The sequence below is a fragment of the Pseudomonas sp. CFBP 8770 genome, assembly GCF_014841705.1.
Classification (GTDB): Bacteria; Pseudomonadota; Gammaproteobacteria; order Pseudomonadales; family Pseudomonadaceae; genus Aquipseudomonas.
Genome location: NZ_JACYUL010000001.1, coordinates 266,367 through 283,320 on the forward strand (window position 1 = coordinate 266,367; position 16,954 = coordinate 283,320).

General features: G+C 65.2%; 13 protein-coding genes and 1 pseudogene. 12 read left to right on the forward strand and 2 right to left on the reverse strand.

What is annotated here, in order from left to right:
- Positions 1-31: 31 nt before the first annotated feature.
- Entirely contained in the window at positions 32-763 is a 732-nt protein-coding gene (locus tag IFT98_RS01205; RefSeq protein WP_342214112.1) for a GntR family transcriptional regulator, read from the reverse strand.
- 321 nt (positions 764-1,084) lie between these two features.
- Here IFT98_RS01205 and IFT98_RS01210 point away from each other — a divergent pair, with 321 nt between their 5' ends.
- The 11 genes from IFT98_RS01210 to rmuC all read left to right on the forward strand — a co-directional run bounded on the left by IFT98_RS01210 (position 1,085) and on the right by rmuC (position 11,971).
- Complete coding sequence (locus IFT98_RS01210; RefSeq protein ID WP_192049649.1) at positions 1,085-2,110, forward strand: ABC transporter substrate-binding protein; 1,026 nt, start codon at positions 1,085-1,087, stop codon at positions 2,108-2,110.
- Between the two features lies 1 nt (position 2,111).
- Positions 2,112-2,972: an ABC transporter permease gene (locus IFT98_RS01215; protein WP_122713151.1), complete on the forward strand. Its 861-nt coding sequence runs from the start codon at positions 2,112-2,114 to the stop codon at positions 2,970-2,972.
- Between the two features lie 3 nt (positions 2,973-2,975).
- A complete protein-coding gene (locus IFT98_RS01220) occupies positions 2,976-3,746 on the forward strand; it encodes an ABC transporter ATP-binding protein (RefSeq protein ID WP_192049647.1) in 771 nt (256 codons plus the stop codon).
- Position 3,747: 1 nt separating this feature from the next.
- Complete coding sequence (locus IFT98_RS01225; RefSeq protein WP_192049645.1) at positions 3,748-4,746, forward strand: NAD-dependent epimerase/dehydratase family protein; 999 nt, start codon at positions 3,748-3,750, stop codon at positions 4,744-4,746.
- A complete protein-coding gene (locus IFT98_RS01230) occupies positions 4,743-5,540 on the forward strand; it encodes an SDR family NAD(P)-dependent oxidoreductase (protein WP_197976680.1) in 798 nt (265 codons plus the stop codon). The genes IFT98_RS01225 and IFT98_RS01230 overlap by 4 nt, the downstream gene beginning before the upstream one ends.
- Complete coding sequence (locus IFT98_RS01235; RefSeq protein ID WP_192049643.1) at positions 5,537-6,919, forward strand: amidohydrolase family protein; 1,383 nt, start codon at positions 5,537-5,539, stop codon at positions 6,917-6,919. The genes IFT98_RS01230 and IFT98_RS01235 overlap by 4 nt, the downstream gene beginning before the upstream one ends.
- Positions 6,916-7,644 (forward strand): maleate cis-trans isomerase family protein, encoded by a 729-nt coding sequence (locus tag IFT98_RS01240; protein ID WP_192049641.1) that lies wholly within the window; start codon positions 6,916-6,918, stop codon positions 7,642-7,644. The genes IFT98_RS01235 and IFT98_RS01240 overlap by 4 nt, the downstream gene beginning before the upstream one ends.
- Before the next feature lies 1 nt (position 7,645).
- Entirely contained in the window at positions 7,646-9,082 is a 1,437-nt protein-coding gene (gene hydA, locus IFT98_RS01245; protein ID WP_122797351.1) for a dihydropyrimidinase, read from the forward strand.
- A complete protein-coding gene (locus IFT98_RS01250; protein WP_192049639.1) occupies positions 9,079-9,825 on the forward strand; it encodes a fumarylacetoacetate hydrolase family protein in 747 nt (248 codons plus the stop codon). Before hydA ends, IFT98_RS01250 begins: the two co-directional genes overlap by 4 nt.
- A gap of 263 nt (positions 9,826-10,088) precedes the next feature.
- On the forward strand, positions 10,089-10,382 hold the full coding sequence (locus tag IFT98_RS01255) for a sel1 repeat family protein (RefSeq protein WP_192049637.1): 294 nt from the start codon (positions 10,089-10,091) through the stop codon (positions 10,380-10,382).
- Positions 10,383-10,564: 182 nt separating this feature from the next.
- Positions 10,565-11,971, forward strand: a complete 1,407-nt coding sequence (gene rmuC / locus IFT98_RS01260; RefSeq protein ID WP_192049957.1) for a DNA recombination protein RmuC — start codon at positions 10,565-10,567, stop codon at positions 11,969-11,971.
- Here rmuC and IFT98_RS01265 read toward each other — a convergent pair.
- Complete coding sequence (locus tag IFT98_RS01265; protein ID WP_192049635.1) at positions 11,942-15,412, reverse strand: hybrid sensor histidine kinase/response regulator; 3,471 nt, start codon at positions 15,410-15,412, stop codon at positions 11,942-11,944. The two genes, rmuC and IFT98_RS01265, sit on opposite strands and share 30 nt — an antisense overlap.
- A gap of 226 nt (positions 15,413-15,638) precedes the next feature.
- Between IFT98_RS01265 and IFT98_RS01270 the strand changes: the two are divergent.
- Positions 15,639-16,943: pseudogene (locus tag IFT98_RS01270) on the forward strand (MFS transporter); the annotation flags it as partial.
- Positions 16,944-16,954: the final 11 nt, after the last annotated feature.

The window sequence follows — 16,954 nt, forward strand, 5'->3', positions numbered from 1 at the left end:
GCGGTTCCTGGTGGTCAGGTTGCGTGGGGCGTCAGCCGAAAATTGCCTGCAGGTCGACTTCGGCTTCTTCTTCCACCGATAGGTCCAGCGTCGCCTCGATGTGGTCCAGGTGGCCCAGCATCAAGGCGATGGCTGCCTCGACCTGGCCTCGCTCCATGGCCTCGACGATTTCGGTGTGCTCATGGTTGGGGCAGGCGGGCACGTTCGGCGAGTCGTACAGCAGAATGATCAGGCAAGTCAGCGAGGACAGCTCACGCATCAGTTTGATCAGCGGCGGGCTGTCGACCATCTGCGCGATCAGCAGATGAAACTCGCCGGAGAGGCGAATCACCGCGCGCTTGTCGCCGGCTTCCCGAGCGGCGCGCTCCTCGGCCACATGAGCATGCAAGCGTTGAAACTGCTGCCGGTCGGGCTTGGCCGCCAGGCTACGGATCAGCGCCGGCTCCAGAATGCGCCGGGCCTGAAAGACATGCCGGGCTTCCTCCACCGACGGGCTGGCGATGAACGCACCCCGATTGGGAATGGTGGTGACGACTCCCTCATGGGCCAGGCGCGCCAGCACCTCGCGGATGCGTGTGCGATTGACCTGGAACACCCCGGCCAGCTTCTCCTCCACCAGCTTGGTACCGGGGATCAGGCGGTGTTCCATCACGGCGTTGAGGATGCGTTCGTAGATGCCATCGCGGGTGCTGCCGGTGCCCAGGATCTGCCCGGTACTGCGAACACGACGCGGGCGAGGGGAGAGTGTTTGTTGATCGAGCACGTAAGGGCTCCTCATAAGCTTCATTACTGTCAGATGGCGGATTGTCACAAAATGGTGTGCAGTTGTCCAAACATGCACCACGGCGACCCATACTCGGCCAGTGATCACTTTCCTGGGCGCGATGATCTCATACCCGTGGGAGCGATCTGCGAGCGCGACAGCCGCTCCGTGCGTTCACCGAGGCCCCGCCGTGCGGCCGCTGACCCGCCTTGGCACGATGCGAAACCAACCCGGTTTCCACGCGGTGCCACAAACATGGCATAACCGTTGCAAACTCTTTGCCACAAAGCCTCAGCCTTTAGTGACAATTGGAGAAGCCCGATGCCAGCTATTCGTTCGTCCACTACCTTGCTCAAGCGTGCCGTTTCGGCCTTGGTGTTGAGCCTCGGCATGATGGCCATGTCCCATGCCGACGAAGCCAAGCCGGTCAAACTCGGTTATGCCAAGTGCGCCCACTGCACGCCGTTGTCGCTGACGCCGCAAAACGCCACCGGGGTGAAACTCGACGCCATTGCCTTCAACACCGGCAACGATGTGCTCACAGCGCTGCTGTCCAAGAGCATCGACGTGGCGCAGGTCACCTACCTGCATTACGCCACCGCGCTGGACAAGGGGTTCGACGTGGTGGCCGTGTCCGGGCAGATCAATGGCGGCTCACAGATTCTGGTGGGCAACGACCTGCCGCTGCAGCCTGGCGACTGGGCCGGCTTGAAGGCGCTCATCGACAAGTACAAGGCCGAAGACAAGCCTTTCCGTGTCGCCGCTTCGCGCGGCAACGCCCAGGATATCCATATGCGTGGGGCGTTCCTCAAGCACGGCATCGATATCAACAAGGATGTGCAATTCATCAACATCCCCAACCCGTCTGACCACGTGCAGGCACTGCGCCGCGGCGAAGTGGAGCTGATCACTTCGGTGGACCCGTTCGCCACGCAGATCCGCGAGGTCAAGGCGGCCAAGTTCTTCGACTTTCCCTACGACCAGGCGGCTGGCAAGTTGACCAACCTGATCGTTACCCGCTCCGATGTGATCGAGGACAACCGCAAGGGCGTCGAGGAAACAGTGCGTTCCATCGTCAAGGTCAATGACCTGATGGCCAACGACAAGCCGTTGTTCATCGATACCATCCAGAAAGTCACCGGGCTGGACAAGGCCATCGCCACCGGCGCGGTCGACAACCTCTACCCCGACTACGCCATGCACCGCGCATCGGCCGTAGCCATTGCGCAAATGATGCGTGACCTCAAGTACATCAGCACCGATGTCAGCGAGCAGGTAGAGAAGAACCTGGACTACAGCTTTCTGGAAGCGGTGACCGGCAAGCCGAAAACCGAGCTGGGGTACTGAGATGAAAAGTACCGCCATCAAGGCGCACGGGGTCGGGCGAGGGCATGGCCCATCCCTGGGCCGACGCCTGTACAAACGCATCGAGCGCGGCATCGTGCCGGTGCTGCTGCTGGTGGGCTGGGAGATCTTTTCCCGCTCCGGCATCTTGCCGCGCGCGCTGCTGCCGGCCCCGTCCCAGGTCATGATCGCCTGGGCCGACTGGGTCTTCGCCACCGATGGCAACACGCAGAGCTACAGCGGCCACTGGATCCTCGATGTGGCCGCCAGCTCGTTCCGGGTGTTCGCAGGCTTCGCTATCGCGGCCTTGCTCGGCGTCGGCGCAGGCATGGCCATCGGCTGGTCGCGCACCGCAGAAAACCTGTTCGAGCCGGTGCTGCAGATTCTGCGACCGATCCCGCCGGTGTCCTGGATTCCCCTGGCGATCATCTGGTTCGGCATTGCCGACAAACCGGCGATCTTCCTGGTGTTCATGGGGTCGTTCTTTCCGGTGCTGTTGAGCACCATTCACGGTGTCAAGAACTGCGACCGCAACCTGTTGCGCGCAGGCGCCATGACCGGTGGTACGCCAAGCAAACTATTGCTTTACATCGTCTTCCCGGCGGCGCTGCCGAGCATCTTCTCGGGCCTGCGCATCGCCATCGGCTCGGCGTGGATGCTCACGGTCACAGCGGAAATGGTCGCGGTGAAAAGCGGCGTCGGCTATGTGCTGTGGGATTCCTATTATTTCCTGCGTTACGACATCGTCATCGCCTCCATGGTCAGCATCGGCCTGCTGGGTTTTCTCAGCGACTACGCGATCAAGCGTGTGGGCGCTTACCTGTTGCGCTGGCAGCGTGGCTCCACGTTGCAGAAGGAGGGCTGAGGCATGGCACTGATCACCATCGACCGCGTCTCACGCGTGTTCGACGACCCCAAGCGACCCACCGGCATCGTTGCCCTGGACGACGTCAGCCTGACGGTGGCGCGCAACGAATTTCTCTGCCTGCTGGGCCCCAGTGGCTGCGGCAAGTCGACCCTGCTGAACATGATCGCCGGCTTCGATCACCCTACCCAGGGCACGGTCAGCGTGGGCGGGCAGTCGATCACCGCACCGGGGGCCGATCGTGGCGTGGTGTTCCAGCAAGCCAACCTGATGCCGTGGTTGCCGGTCTGGGAGAACGTCGCCTTTCACCTGAAGATGCGCGGCGTGGGCAAGGAGATACGTCGTGAGAAGGCACAGAAATTCATTGAAATGGTGGGTCTGACCGGCTTCGAGAACCACTTTCCCAGCGAACTCTCGGGCGGCATGAATCAGCGCGTGGGCATCGCCCGCGCATTGCTCATGAACCCTGAAGTGATCCTCATGGATGAGCCGTTCGGTGCGTTGGACGAGCAGACCAAAATGGACATGCACGCCGAGCTGATCCGGATCTGGCGCGAGAGCCAGAGCACTATCGTATTCGTCACCCATGGCATCGATGAGTCCTTGGCGCTGGGTACCCATGTGGCGGTGATGTCGGCCCGCCCAGGGCGCATCCGCGAGTTGCTGCCGATCGAGCTGGAACGTCCGCGCGACCCGACCAGCAAGGCCTTCAACGACTACAAACGGCATATCCTGGCGCTGCTGCGCCCGGAGCCGGTACGGGAAAACGCCTGAGATGAAGACGCTGATCACCGGCAGCAGTGGCTTCGTCGGCCTGGCCTTGAGCGAGCACCTGCTGATGGCGGGTGAAGAAGTGATCGGTTTCGACCTGGGGCCGATTCCAGACGCCGCGCGAGCGGTTTTCGCCGAGTTGCCGGGACGCTTCATCGAGCATCAGGGCGATGTGCGCGATGCGACCGACCTGCGTACGCTCATGGGTCGCCATCGTCCCCAGCGGGTGGTGACCCTGGCCGCCATCACCGCCGACGCCGAGCGCGAGCGCCTGGCGCCACAGGCGATCTTCGAAGTGAACGTGGGCGGGGTGCTCGCGGCCATCGGCGCGAGCGCCGAGTGCGGCGTGTCGCGGCTGGTGCACATCAGCTCGGGCTCGGTCTACGGCAGCACCGGGCGTCACGCGCCGTTGCTCGACGAAGCACGTTCCGCCTTGGCCCCCGAGGGCTTGTACGGCCAGTCCAAGCGCAGCGCCGAGGACGCAGCGCGGCGCCTTGCCCAACTGCATGGGTTGCCCTTGGTTATCGGCCGCCTGGGCACTTGCTTCGGGCCCTGGGAAGCCGACAGCGGCGTGCGCGACACTCTCAGCGCACCGCTGCAACTGTTGCAAGTGGCCCGCCGTGGCGGCACGGCGATCCTGGCGCGCGACAGCCTGCGCGACTGGCTGTATGTCCGCGACGCCGCACAGGCCATCGGCCGCCTGCTGGAGCAGCCGCAGTGGCGATATCCCCTCTATAACCTGGCGGCGGGTTTCCAATGGCCGCTCAGTCAATGGTGCACGCGCTTGGCCACACGCTTCCCGGACTTCCGCTGGCGTCTGGCGGCGCCGGGTGAAACGCCGAACATCGAGCTGTACGCCGACTACGACCGGGCGAGCATGGCGCTCGATCGCCTGCGCGAAGACTGCGGCTTCGTTCCGCGATTCGGCATCGACGCTGCCGATCACGATTTTCATCACTGGCTTGCCCAGGTGGCAGGCCCCCAGACAAGGGTGAACCCATGACTCCCAGCCCTTTGGCGAACTCATCGAGTATGGCGGGCCAGGTATGCATCGTCACCGGTGCGGCCTCCGGCATCGGCCGCGCCATTGCCTGGCACCTGGCAAGCCACGGTGCCCGCGTGGTCATCGCCGATGTCACCACGGCTGTCATCGAGGGCGGCGAGCCAACCGCCGACCTGATTCGCGCCGCTGGCCATCAGGCCCTGTTCGTGCAGACTGACGTTGCCGCCAGCGCTCAGGTCGAAGCCTTGGTCGAGACCACGGTAGCGCGCTTCGGACGCCTCGATGTGCTGGTCAATAACGCCTGCATCCGCCACGCGCGGCCCTTGCTCGAGCTCGACGAGGCCGACTGGCAGCGTGTCCTGGACGTCAATCTCGGGGGTGTCTACCGCTGTTGCCGGGCTGCCGTGCGGCAAATGGTCGGCCAGGCGATAGTGGGTGAAACCCGCGGACGCATCGTCAACCTGTCCTCGCAACACGGCATGATTGCCGCGCCCCAGGACTTGGCCTATGGCGTGAGCAAGGCGGCTGTGGATTACCTCACCCGGCAGGTCGCCAGCGACTATGCCGAGCAGCGCATCGTCTGCAACGCGGTGGCGCCCGGCAAGATCCAGACCGGCGCCGGTGGCCGGGCGGTAGACCCGGCGGTGATGGAACGAGCCACGCGGCGTACCCCCTGGCCGCGGTTGGGCCATCCCGACGATGTCGCCAGGGCCGTGCTGTTTCTGGCCAGCGCCGAGGCCAGCTTCATCACCGGCACCACGTTGATGGTGGACGGCGGGTGGATGGCCGCATGATCGACAATCCACTGGATCTACTGATTACCGGCGCCGTGCTGCTGGACCCGGTCGATGGCCTTGCGCGGTCCGCGAGCCTGGGCATCCGTGGCCAACGCATCGCCCACGTCGGGCCAGCCGACCAGGCTGCGCCTAAAGCCGTGCGGCATCTGCACTTGCCGGGCCGGGTGGTGGTGCCCGGCTTCGTCAATACCCATTACCATGCCGGCCTGAATTTCGTCCGTGGGGTGGCGCCGGACTGCGGCTTCGCGCCGTCCTACACCCCCGGCCTGCCGCAGGCTTCATGGCTCAGCCCGGAAGAAGCACTGGCGTTGTCCCGCCTCGGTGCACTCGAAGCGCTACGGGCGGGTTGCACCACGCTTGTGGACAGCTTCGTGCATGCCGAGCACACCGTGGCAGGCATGGCCGAAACGGGTGTGCGGCTGTTCGCCAGCCAACGTCTGGCCGATGTCGATTTCGCCTCGGTGCTGCAAGGCACGCGGCGCTTCGACCTGAAGCGTGGCCTGGCCCAGCTGGACCACGCCGAGGCCTTCGTCGAACGCTGGGCAGGGCAGGCCGACGGACGCGTCCAGGCCCACCTGACCGCTCACGCGCCCGATACCTGCTCGCTGGACTTCCTGCGCCAGATTGATGCCTTGGCCCGCCGGCATGGGTTGCAGATCAGCACGCACCTGGCGCAGAGCCAGGACGAACTGGATTGGGTGCGCGCTACCCACGGCCGCTCGCCGGTGCAACTGCTCGATGAGCTGGGCATGCTCGATTCGCGCCTGCTGGCCGGTCACTGCATTCACGTGGATGACGAGGACATCGCCCGCATCGGCGCCTCGGGTGCTCATGTCGTGCACATCCCGGTCGGCAACGCCATGTCCGGACGGGTAGCGCCCACGCGTCGCCTGCTGCAGGCCGGCGCGCGCCTGTGCCTGGCTACCGACACCATGCACGGCGACATGATCGAGGTGATGCGCTGGGCGCTGGCGGTAGGGCGGTTGAGTGCCGGACGGGTCGCCGACGACTGGCAACCACGCGACGTGCTGCGCATGGCCACCGTCAACGGCGCCGCGGCGCTGGGTTGGGGCGACCATCTGGGTCGATTGGCGGTCGGCCAGTTGGCTGACCTGGCCATCCTCGACTATCGACAGCTCCACCTCACTCCCTGCATCGATGAGCTGGGCAGTTTGGTGCACAACGCCACCGGGGCCGACGTCGAAACCGTGATCGTCGACGGTCGGGTGGTGATCGACCAAGGCCGTTCGACCCAGGTCGACGAAGCCTGTGTACGTGCCGCAGCCGACACCGTGTGCCGCGACCTGTGGCAACGTTGCGAAAACCCTTTGCGCGCCTATCCTTCCTCGCACGCGATCACTGGAGGTCCAGCATGACCCGCCGTATTCGCCTGGGCGTGCTTACGCCTTCCTCGAACACCGCACTGGAGCCGCTGACCCAGGCGTTGATAGCCAGCCTGCCGGAAGTCAGCGTGCATTTCTCACGCTTCAGTGTCACCCAGATCGCCCTCAGTGCCGACGCGCTGGGCCAGTTCCAGCGCGAGCGGATTCTGGACGCGGCGCGCTTGCTGGCCGATGCCCATGTCGATGTCATCGGCTGGAGCGGCACCTCTGCCGGATGGCTGGGTTTCGATACCGACGTTGCGCTATGCCAGGCCATTACCGAGGCCACGGCGATACCGGCGACGACCTCGGTGCTGGCACTGAACAAGGCGTTGCAGCGCTTCGGCATTCGCCGCCTGGGCCTGGTTTCGCCGTATCTGGCGGAGGTACAGGCGAAGATCGTTGCCAATTATGCCGCGCTGGGTATCGATGCCAGCGCCGAAAGCCACCTGTCGCTGCAGGACAATTTCTCCTTTGCCGAAGTGGACGAGGCCACCCTGGATCGCCAGGTGGCCGAGGTGGTCGCGGCCGGTGCCGAGGCCATCACCACCTTCTGCACCAACCTGCACGCCGCCCACCGTGCCGAATCCTGGGAGCGCCAGCACGGGGTACCGGTGTTCGACACGGTGACGACGGTGCTCTGGGACATGTTGAACATGACCGGCGTGGACACACGTCGCTTGACCGGCTGGGGCCGGCTACTGCTTGAAGAGGCTTGATATGCAACCTTTCGATACGGTTATTCGCAACGCGCGCGTGGTCACTGCCGCTGACACCTTCACCAGTGACATCGGCATTCGCGACGGGCGCATCGTCGCCCTGGCCCTGGAGCTGCCCCCAGGCCTTGCGGAAATCGACGCGGCCGGCCGGCACGTGACCCCGGGCGGCATCGACAGCCACGTGCACCTGGACCAGCCCACCGGCGACGGCTCGGTGATGGCCGATGATTTTTTCAGTGGCACGGTGTCGGCGGCCTGCGGTGGGACCACCACGGTGATTCCTTTCGCCTGTCAGCAGAAGGGTGAAACCCTGCGTGCAGCAGTGGATGACTACCATCGCCGGGCAGGCAACAAGCCGGTCATCGACTACGCCTTTCACCTGATCGTCACCGACCCGACGCCGCAGGTATTGCGTGAAGAATTGCCGGCTCTGATTGCCGAGGGCTATACCTCGTTCAAGATCTACATGACCTACGACGCGCTGAAACTGGGCGATCGAGAGATTCTCGAAACCCTGTCCGTGGCCCGCCGCGAAGGGGCCATGGTCATGTTGCATGCCGAGAACAGCGACTGCATCGCCTGGCTCACCGAGCGGCTGCTGGCGGCCGGGCTCAGTGCGCCGCGCTACCACGCCAGCTCGCGACCGATGCTGGTGGAACGTGAGGCCACGCACCGCGCCATTGCCTTGGCCGAACTGGTGGATGTGCCCATTCTCATCGTCCACGTATCGGGTCGCGAGGCCGTCGAGCAGATTCGCTGGGCGCAGAACCACGGCTTGAAGGTGTATGCCGAAACCTGCCCGCAATACCTGTTTCTGACCGCCGACTCGCTGGGCTGTGACGACAGCTTCGAAGGCGCCAAATGCATCTGCAGCCCACCGCCTCGGGACGCCGCGAACCAGCAGGTGATCTGGGACGGGCTGGAAAACGGTTCGTTCGAGATATTCTCGTCCGACCACGCGCCGTTTCGTTACGACGGCCCCGACGGCAAGAAGGCCCACGGCGAAGACGTGTCGTTCGACCAGATCGCCAACGGCATTCCCGGTGTCGAAACCCGCATGGCGCTGTTGTGGTCCGAAGGCGTGCGCACCGGGCGCATCACGGCGCAAAGTTTCGTCGCGCTGACGTCGACCAACGCGGCAAAGATGTATGGGCTGTACCCGCGCAAGGGCAGTATCGCCATCGGCGCCGATGCCGATCTGGTGATCTGGGACGAAGGGCAGCCGGTGTCGATCAGCAACGAGATGTTGCACCACAACGTCGACTACACCCCTTACGCCGGTATGCAATTGAGCGCCTGGCCGGCCATCACGCTGTCGCGCGGCGAGGTGGTATGGGACGGTGAGCCTCGGGGCGAAGCGGGGCGGGGCCAGTTCTTGCCCTGCGAGCGTCCGGCACCGGCGCAGGTACGCCGGCGCAAGACCGAGTTGCCGCTGTGAGCGCGGTCGAGCAGGTGGCCGGGCGGCTGATCCGCGCCTGGCGCGAGCATCGCCGGCAGCCGGTCGACGGTGTGCGCCTGGACACCCAGGCGCAGGCGTATGAGGTGCAGCAGCGGGTGGCCGAGGCAATGGGCTGGTTCGCCCATGCGCCCGCACGGGCGTGGAAGCTGGGCGGTGCGCCCGCAGGTTTCATCAGCGCCGCCGGCGTGCCGGCCAGCGCGGTGCAGGCGTCCGGTTGGCAGGTGCCACCGGGCCACTGCCACGGGTTCGGTATCGAGGGCGAACTGTTCGTGCGGCTGTCCAGGGATCTGGATGAACACACCGACCTGGCTGGGGCGTATGCAGCCATCGACGCGTGGATGCCTGGCATCGAGTTGTGCGACACGCGCTGGGAGAACGGTGCCCAGGCCGATGCCTTGTTGCGCCTGGCGGACCAGCAACTGAACCGAGGCCTGATTGTTGGCATGCCGGTGGCTTTGGCATCCATCCCCGACTGGTCGGCCCAGGCCGCAACGCTGCGCGTCGACGGCGAACAAGTGGTGCGTGGCCTGGGCAGCCATCCGTTCCGCGAACCGTTGAACTCCCTGCCGTGGCTTGCGCGACACGCTGTCGCACTGGGCAACCCTCTGCGCGCGGGCGATCTGATCGCCACCGGAAGCTGGACCGGTATCCAATGGGCGCCCCCAGGCGCCAGCATCGAAGTCGACTTCCCCGGCATCGGCGCCGTGACCCTCGCGACCTGACCCACCGCGTTGCGCCCTTCGCGGCCACGGACCGCTCCTACAGTGGTCATGCGCTGCCACGGGGATCAGCGCCATCTCCCGTAGGAGCGGTCATCGGCCGCGAAAAGGGCGCCGCGGTACGCCTGACCCACCGCGTTGCGCCCTTCGCGGCCACGGACCGCTCCTACGGGAGAGGTGGGTGTGGGGCTGGTCATTGCCCCCGCGCATTCGCCGGGAAAAAAGAGTAGAGTGGCGCGCTTTTCCGATCTGCCCAAAGTTTTTTCATGAAAAGTTCCGCACCCGTCGCACCCAAGCGTTTCACCCTCAAGGTTGCCCTCTGGCTGCTCGACAGCCCCCGCCTGGGCCACAAGGTCAACGTCAAGCACCTGGCCGGACGCATGCTCAAGCAACCCGCGCGCGAAGGCGTGGTGGTCGCGCAGAGCCGCCTTGGCCAGTTGATGTGCCGCGATTGCGGCAACGCCCGCGACCAGCGCATCGGTCAGGAACTCCTGCGTCAGGCTGCCCGTGCCGGCGATGCAGGCGCCCAGACCGCCTTGAGCGATCTGCGCCGCGGCTGACAGGCGGTTTGCCCCTGGCGGCCGATGGCCTCAGACTGCCGCTCATCGAATCCGCATGAGAGCACACCATGGCCCTGGACGTAACCAGCCTGTTGATTGGCCTGCTGGCGGCCGCCTTGCCCTGCCTGGCGCTGGCCTGGCAGCTGCAGCGCAAAAGCACCGCCGCGCTGGCCCAGGTCGCCTTGCTCGACGAGCGCCTGAGCAACGCCCAATTGGCTCAGGACGGCCTGAGCGCGCAACTCGATGCCTGCCGCGATGAAGTCAGCGACCTCGGCCAGGCCAACTCGGCCAAGCAAGCCGAACTCGCCGGTCTGCGCCGCGAGGTCGAACTGCTGCAGAACGAACGCGACAATGCCCGCGATGCCGCCCACGCCTGGAACATCGAGCGTAGCACCCGGGAAACCGAGTTGCGTCGCCTCGATGCCCAGTGCGCCGGACTTTCCGCCGAATTGCGCGAACAACAGGACAGTCACCAGCAACGCCTGAACGACCTGCAGGGTTCACGGGACGAACTGCGCGCGCAGTTCGCCGAACTGGCAGGCAAGATCTTCGACGAACGCGAGCAACGTTTTGCCGAAAACAGCCAGCAACGCCTGGGGCAACTACTCGATCCGCTCAAGGAGCGTATCCAGTCGTTCGAAAAACGGGTGGAAGAGAGCTACCAGAACGAGGCCCGCGAGCGCTTTTCCCTGGGCAAGGAACTGGAGCGCCTGCAACAGCTCAACCAGCGTTTGAGCACCGAAGCCACCAACCTGACCCAGGCCCTCAAGGGCCAGAAAACCCAGGGCAACTGGGGCGAGTTGATTCTGGAGCGGGTGCTGGAGCATGCCGGCCTGGAAAAGGGCCGCGAGTACCAGACCCAGGTCAGCCTCAAGGGGCCGGATGGCGAGCGCTTCCAGCCCGACGTGCTGATCATGCTGCCCGGCGACAAGCAGGTGGTGGTCGATTCCAAGGTCAGCCTCACCGCCTATCAGCAGTACATCGCCGCCGAAGACGGCGCCATCGCCCAGGCGGCCCTGAAGCAGCACGTGCTGTCGCTGCGCAATCACGTCAAGGGCCTTTCGGGCAAGGATTACAGTCGCCTTGATGGCTTGCACAGCCTGGATTTCGTCCTGCTCTTCGTGCCCATCGAAGCGGCATTCTCGGCCGCATTGCAGGCCGAGCCCAACCTGTTCCAGGAGGCTTTCGACCGGCAGATCGTCATCGTCAGCCCGACGACCCTGCTAGCCACCCTGCGTGTCATCGACAGCCTGTGGAAGCAGGAACGGCAAAGCCAGAACGCTCGGGAGATCGCCGAGCGCGCCGGGTGGCTGTATGACAAGTTCGTGCTGTTCATCCAGGACCTCGACGAAGTCGGCAACCGCCTGCAGCAGTTGGACAAGGCCTACGGCGCGGCGCGCAACAAGCTCACCGAAGGACGTGGCAACCTGGTTAGCCGCAGCGAACAGCTCAAGCTGCTGGGCGCCCGTGCCAGCAAGAGCCTGCCGCCCGACCTGCTCGAGCGCGCCATGACCGAGGCCCATCAGGACAGCGGCGCCGAGGCCGACGCCGACGGCGTGTCAGTGCCGGCCCAGGTGCCGGTTGAGTAGCGCCCGCAAGGCCGCAGGCTTTACCGGTTTGGCCAGGTAGTCCAGCCCAGCCGCTTGCACCAGGGCGACGGTTTCGGGGCGCGCGTCGGCGCTGATCACCACGCCCGGCACCGGCTCGGCCAGCGCGGTGCGCAGCCAGGCCATCAGTTGCGTACCGGTTTCGCCCTCGTCCAGGTGGTAATCCACCAACGCCAATTGCGGCCGCTTGCCAGCGGCCAGCAGCGCTGCGCAGTCCTGGCGATTGCGCGCGGTCCACACCTCGCACCCCCAGCGGCTGAGCAAGCTGTGCATGCCCAGCAGAATGCTGTCTTCGTTGTCGACGCAGAGCACCCGTGCGCCACCCAGCGGCTGGCTGATGGGCGGCGGGGCGGGCAGGGCGGTTGCAGTGTCCGCGCCGGCCAGTGGTACCGTCACACTGAACACGCTGCCATGGCCGGGCCATGAGCGTACCTGCAACGGGTGGCCGAGCACCCGGCACAGGCCGTCGGCAATCGCCAGGCCCAGCCCCAGGCCTTTCTCGGCACGGGTCTGGTGACTGTCCAGGCGCTTGAATTCTTCGAAGATCGCTTCCAGCTTGTCGCGGGCAATGCCCGGGCCTCGGTCCCACACCTCGAGACTCAGCGCACCGGGCTTGCGCCGCACACCCAGCAGGATCGGGCCACGCCCATAGCGGAAGGCGTTGGTGAGGAAGTTCTGCAGCACGCGGCGCAACAGCTTGATGTCGCTGTCGACGCGCAGGTTGCTTCCCCTGAGGCGGAAATCCAGGCCCTGCTCCCGGGCCTGGGCCTTGAATTCCGGCCCCAGTGCGTCGAACAGTTCATTGAGCGCGAACCCCTTGCGGTCCGGGCTGATCTTGCCGTTCTCCAGACGGGAAATATCCAGCAGGTCGCTGATCAGGTCTTCGGCCGAGCGCAAGGAGTTGTCCATGTGCTGCACCAGCTGGCTGGCTTCGGCCGACAGGCCCGGCTGGTGTGACAGCGCCGCAGAGAACAGCCGCGCTGCGTTGAGCGGCTGCATCAGATCGTGGCTGACCGCCGCCAGGAAGCGCGTCTTGGACTGGTTCGCCGACTCGGCATGGCCCTTGGCTTCGGTCAGCGCCTGGTTCAACTGGGACAGTTCGTGGGTGCGGTCGGTCACCCGTTGTTCCAGGCCTTCGTTGGCGTCCTTGAGCGCCTGTGCGGCTTCGCGGTAAGCGGTGATGTCGGTGAAGCTCATGACGAAGCCACCCCCCGGCATCGGGTTGCCGATCAGCTCGATGACCCGCCCGTTGGGAAACAGCCGCTCGGAGGTGTGCGCGCGACCCTGGCGCATCCAGTGCAGACGCCTGGCGACGTGTACCTGCGCCTCGCCGGGCCCGCACAGGCCGCGCTCGGCGTTGTAGCGGATGATGTCGGCAATCGGCCGCCCGACGCTGATCAAGCCTTCCGGGTAATTGAACAGCTCGAGGTAGCGGTGGTTCCAGGCCACCAGGCGCAGCGACTGGTCGATCACGCTGATGCCCTGGGTGATGTTCTCGATCGCGCCCTGCAGCAGGGCACGGTTGAACTGCAGCACTTCGCTGGCTTCGTCGGCGATACGCACGACGTCTTCGAGCTGCATGTCGCGGCCTTCGATGGCCGCCTTTACCACCGCTCGCGTCGACGAGCTGCCCAGCACACCGGCCAGCAGGCGTTCGGTGTGGGCAATCCACTGGCCATCGGCATTCTGGTTGGGGTTGAAGCCCTTGCCCTGCCGATAGGCGTAGCGAAGGAAGCTTTGCCGTGCCCGCTCCTCGCCGACGAAGCGTGCCGCCAGGTTGAGCAGGTCATTGATCTGCACCGCCAGCAGCGAGCGGCCATGGGGCCCGGCATTGATCTCCTGGCCGATGAATCGCCCGGCTTGCCAGTGTTCGCTGACGCGGGTACGCGACAGCACCGAAACCCAGGCGAACAGAATGAAATTGCCGGCCAGCGACAGCACCACCCCTTGGGTCATGGGGCTGATGGGCAGGCCGAACGGGTTGCCGTGGATCCAGGCCAGGCCGGGGAACACGTCCAGCGGCAGGTTCAGGCTGTGTGCCGCCACTGGCAGCACCAAGGTGTAGAACCAGAGAAAGATGCCCACCGCCAGCCCGGCGAAAACCCCGCGCCGGTTGGCCTGTTTCCAGTACAGCGCACCGAGCATTGCCGGCGTCAGTTGGGTCACGGCGGCAAAGGCAATCTGGCCGATGGTGGCCAGGCTGGCAGTAGAGCCGAGCAGGCGATAGCTGACGTACGCCAACAGCAGAATCACCACGATGCTCACTCGGCGGACGCTGAGCATCCACTGGCGAAACACTTCGAAGGGCCGTTCCGCGCTTTGCCGACGCAGCAGCCAGGGCAGCAGCATGTCGTTGGAAACCATGGTCGACAGCGCGACGCTGGCGACGATGACCATGCCGGTGGCCGCAGAGGCACCCCCGATGAAAGCCAGCAGGGCCAGGGCCGGGTGGGCTTCGGCCAGCGGCAGGCTGATGACGAACGAGTCGGGAATCACCGAGCTGGGCAGCAGCATCTGCCCGGCCAGGGCGATCGGCACCACGAACAGCCCGGCCAGGATCAGATAGGCGGGAAACACCCAGCGCGCCAGGCGCAGGTCCTGCGGGTCGGTGTTCTCCACTACGGTGACATGGAACTGCCGTGGCAGGCAAAGAATCGCCATCATCGCCACGCCGGTCTGTACCACCATCGAGGGCCAATTGATCGTCTCTTGCCAGTACGCTTCCAGGCGCGGTGCCAGCATGGCCTGGTCGAGCAGGTCCTCGAAGCCGTCGTACAGCCCATAGGTGACGAAGATGCCCACGGCCAGAAACGCGAACAACTTGACCAGTGCTTCGAAGGCAATGGCCAGGACCATGCCGCGGTGGTGCTCGGTGACGTCGAGGGTGCGCGTGCCGAACAGAATGGTGAACAGCGCCAGCACCAGCGTCACCACCATGGCGGTGTCCTGGACGCGGGTCCCGGTGGCGTCGGCACCGGCGCCGATCAGCAGGTTCACGCCCAGCACGATGCCTTTGAGCTGCAGGGCGATGTAGGGCAGCACGCCGACCAGGCAGATCAGCGCCACCACCACGGCGAGGCTTTGCGACTTGCCATAGCGCGCCGCGATGAAGTCGGCAATCGAGGTGATGTTTTCCTGCTTGCTGATCATCACCATCTTTTGCTGCACCCAGGGCGCCAGCAGCATCAGCAGCACCGGCCCCAGGTAGATCGGCAGGAACGCCCACAACTGCTCGGCCGCCTGGCCCACCGCGCCGAAAAACGTCCAGCTGGTGCAGTACACCGCCAGCGACAGGCTGTAGACCCAGGCCCGTACACGGGGCGGCAGGGGCGTGCTGCGGCGGTCGCCGTAGAAAGCGATGGCGAACATCACGGCCATATAGGCCAGGGCGACGGTGGCGATCAATCCGCTGGACAACGACATCGATGACTCCGGAACGGGGCGGGCAGGCACCCGTCGAAGCGGGCACCCGCCAGTCTCGCACGGCGCACGCTGCGCCGTCAGCGCCGACCATGGTCGCAGCCACTGTCATCGAGTTGGGCGATAGGCGGTATAGCGTTATGCTGTGCGCCGACGATGCCGCCGCTGCCGATGGCTTCGTCGCCCCGCCAGAGCCCAGCCCACGCGGCATCATTCAGGTACAGGATCGATGAGTCAGCAGTCGCAGTTCGCCTTGCTCGGCAAGCGCCGTTTCCTGCCGTTTTTCGTGACCCAGGCCCTGGGTGCGTTCAACGACAACATCTTCAAGCAATCGCTGATCCTGACGATCCTCTACAAGCTCGCCATCGAGGGCGACCGCAGCGTCTGGGTCAACCTCTGCGCGCTGCTGTTCATCCTGCCGTTCTTTCTGTTCTCGGCGCTGGCCGGGCAGTTCGGCGAAAAGTTCGCCAAGGATCGCTTGATCCGCGCCATCAAGCTGGCCGAGATCGTCATCATGGCGGTGGGTGCGGTCGGGTTGGCTTTCGATCACCTGTGGCTGATGCTCGTCGCACTGTTCGCCATGGGCACCCATTCCGCGCTGTTCGGTCCGGTCAAGTACTCGATCATGCCCCAGGCCTTGCGGCCTGAAGAGCTGGTGGGGGGTAATGGCCTGGTGGAGATGGGCACGTTTCTGGCGATCCTGGCCGGCACCATCGGTGCGGGTGTGATGATGTCGTCCGCCCACTACGCCGGTGTCGTCGCCACCGCCGTGCTGTTGGTCGCCCTGCTTGGCTATGTCGCCAGCCGCAGCATCCCGCCGGTCAGCGCCGCCAATCCGGGGCTGGTGCTGGACTGGAACATCGCCCGGCAGACCTGGTTCACCCTGCGCCTGGGCCTGGGCCAGACCCGTGCGGTCTCGCGCTCGCTGGTCGGCAACTCCTGGTTCTGGTTCGTCGGCGCCGTCTACCTGACCCAGATTCCCGCCTATGCCCAGCAGTGGTTGGACGGCGACGAAACCGTGGTCACCTTGATCCTCACCGTGTTCTCGGTGGGCATCGCGCTGGGTTCGATGCTGTGCGAGCGCCTGTCCCGGCACAAGGTCGAGATGGGCCTGGTGCCCCTGGGTGCGCTCGGCCTGACGCTGTTCGGGGTGCTGCTGTGGTGGCATTCCAACGGCGTGTTGCAGGCCGCGCAGCCACAAGGCTGGCTGACGGCGCTGGGCCATGGTCAGACCTGGTGGGTATTGCTGGATATCCTCGGCTTGGGCGTCTTCGGCGGGTTCTACATCGTTCCGCTGTACGCGTTGATCCAGTCACGCACCGCCACCGAGCAGCGCGCGCGGGTCATCGCGGCCAACAACATCCTCAATTCGCTGTTCATGGTGGTCTCGGCGATCGTTTCCATCCTCCTGCTCAGCGTGGCCAAGCTGAGCATTCCCCAGCTGTTCCTGGTGGTGTCGCTGGCCAATCTGGCGGTCAACGGGTACATCTTCAGCGCAGTGCCCGAGTTCGCTTCGCGCTTCCTGCTCTGGTTGCGTGGTCGTTG

What these genes read in the sequence shown, in the direction of transcription:
- IFT98_RS01210 (WP_192049649.1), top strand. Translation starts at nt 1,085, where the DNA reads ATGCCAGCTATTCGTTCGTCCACTACCTTGCTCAAGCGTGCCGTTTCG.
- IFT98_RS01215 (WP_122713151.1), top strand. Translation starts at nt 2,112, where the DNA reads ATGAAAAGTACCGCCATCAAGGCGCACGGGGTCGGGCGAGGGCATGGC.
- IFT98_RS01220 (WP_192049647.1), top strand. Translation starts at nt 2,976, where the DNA reads ATGGCACTGATCACCATCGACCGCGTCTCACGCGTGTTCGACGACCCC.
- IFT98_RS01225 (WP_192049645.1), top strand. Translation starts at nt 3,748, where the DNA reads ATGAAGACGCTGATCACCGGCAGCAGTGGCTTCGTCGGCCTGGCCTTG.
- IFT98_RS01230 (WP_197976680.1), top strand. Translation starts at nt 4,743, where the DNA reads ATGACTCCCAGCCCTTTGGCGAACTCATCGAGTATGGCGGGCCAGGTA.
- IFT98_RS01235 (WP_192049643.1), top strand. Translation starts at nt 5,537, where the DNA reads ATGATCGACAATCCACTGGATCTACTGATTACCGGCGCCGTGCTGCTG.
- IFT98_RS01240 (WP_192049641.1), top strand. Translation starts at nt 6,916, where the DNA reads ATGACCCGCCGTATTCGCCTGGGCGTGCTTACGCCTTCCTCGAACACC.
- hydA (WP_122797351.1), top strand. Translation starts at nt 7,646, where the DNA reads ATGCAACCTTTCGATACGGTTATTCGCAACGCGCGCGTGGTCACTGCC.
- IFT98_RS01255 (WP_192049637.1), top strand. Translation starts at nt 10,089, where the DNA reads ATGAAAAGTTCCGCACCCGTCGCACCCAAGCGTTTCACCCTCAAGGTT.
- IFT98_RS01265 (WP_192049635.1), bottom strand. Translation starts at nt 15,412, where the DNA reads ATGTCGTTGTCCAGCGGATTGATCGCCACCGTCGCCCTGGCCTATATG.